The sequence below is a fragment of the Pseudomonas sp. 65/3-MNA-CIBAN-0223 genome, from assembly GCF_040310425.1.
Lineage (GTDB): Bacteria > Pseudomonadota > Gammaproteobacteria > Pseudomonadales > Pseudomonadaceae > Aquipseudomonas > Aquipseudomonas gregormendelii.
This window is the reverse complement of sequence record NZ_JBEOPV010000273.1, coordinates 1-249: the sequence shown is the minus strand read 5'-3', so window position 1 is coordinate 249 and position 249 is coordinate 1. Positions and strand designations below refer to the sequence as shown.

At 60.2% G+C, this 249-nt stretch carries 1 protein-coding gene; it reads left to right on the top strand.

Annotation, left to right across the window (positions count from 1 at the left end; all coding sequences use genetic code 11):
- A partial coding sequence (locus AAEZ09_RS28860) for a hypothetical protein (RefSeq protein ID WP_350601748.1) occupies positions 1-249 on the top strand: 249 nt, incomplete at both ends.

The following is a 249-nucleotide window of genomic DNA, read 5'->3' as shown; positions in this document are numbered from 1 at the left end:
ATGACAACCCTGGCCGCCAGGCTGGAAATTGCCATCACCTTGAGCCTGAATACATTCTGGGGGGCTGGCGAGCCCTCCCAAGCCGACACGGAGGGGCAATTGGTCGCACTGCGACGACAAGTGCTGGCCCATCAACTGGCATTGCGCTCGGTGGACGGCACGTTGTCGGCGCATGCACAAACGCTGGCGCAGAACGTGCTCAAGTACCCAAGTGCTGCGGCACGTAATCAGGTGTTTACCCTCGACAAC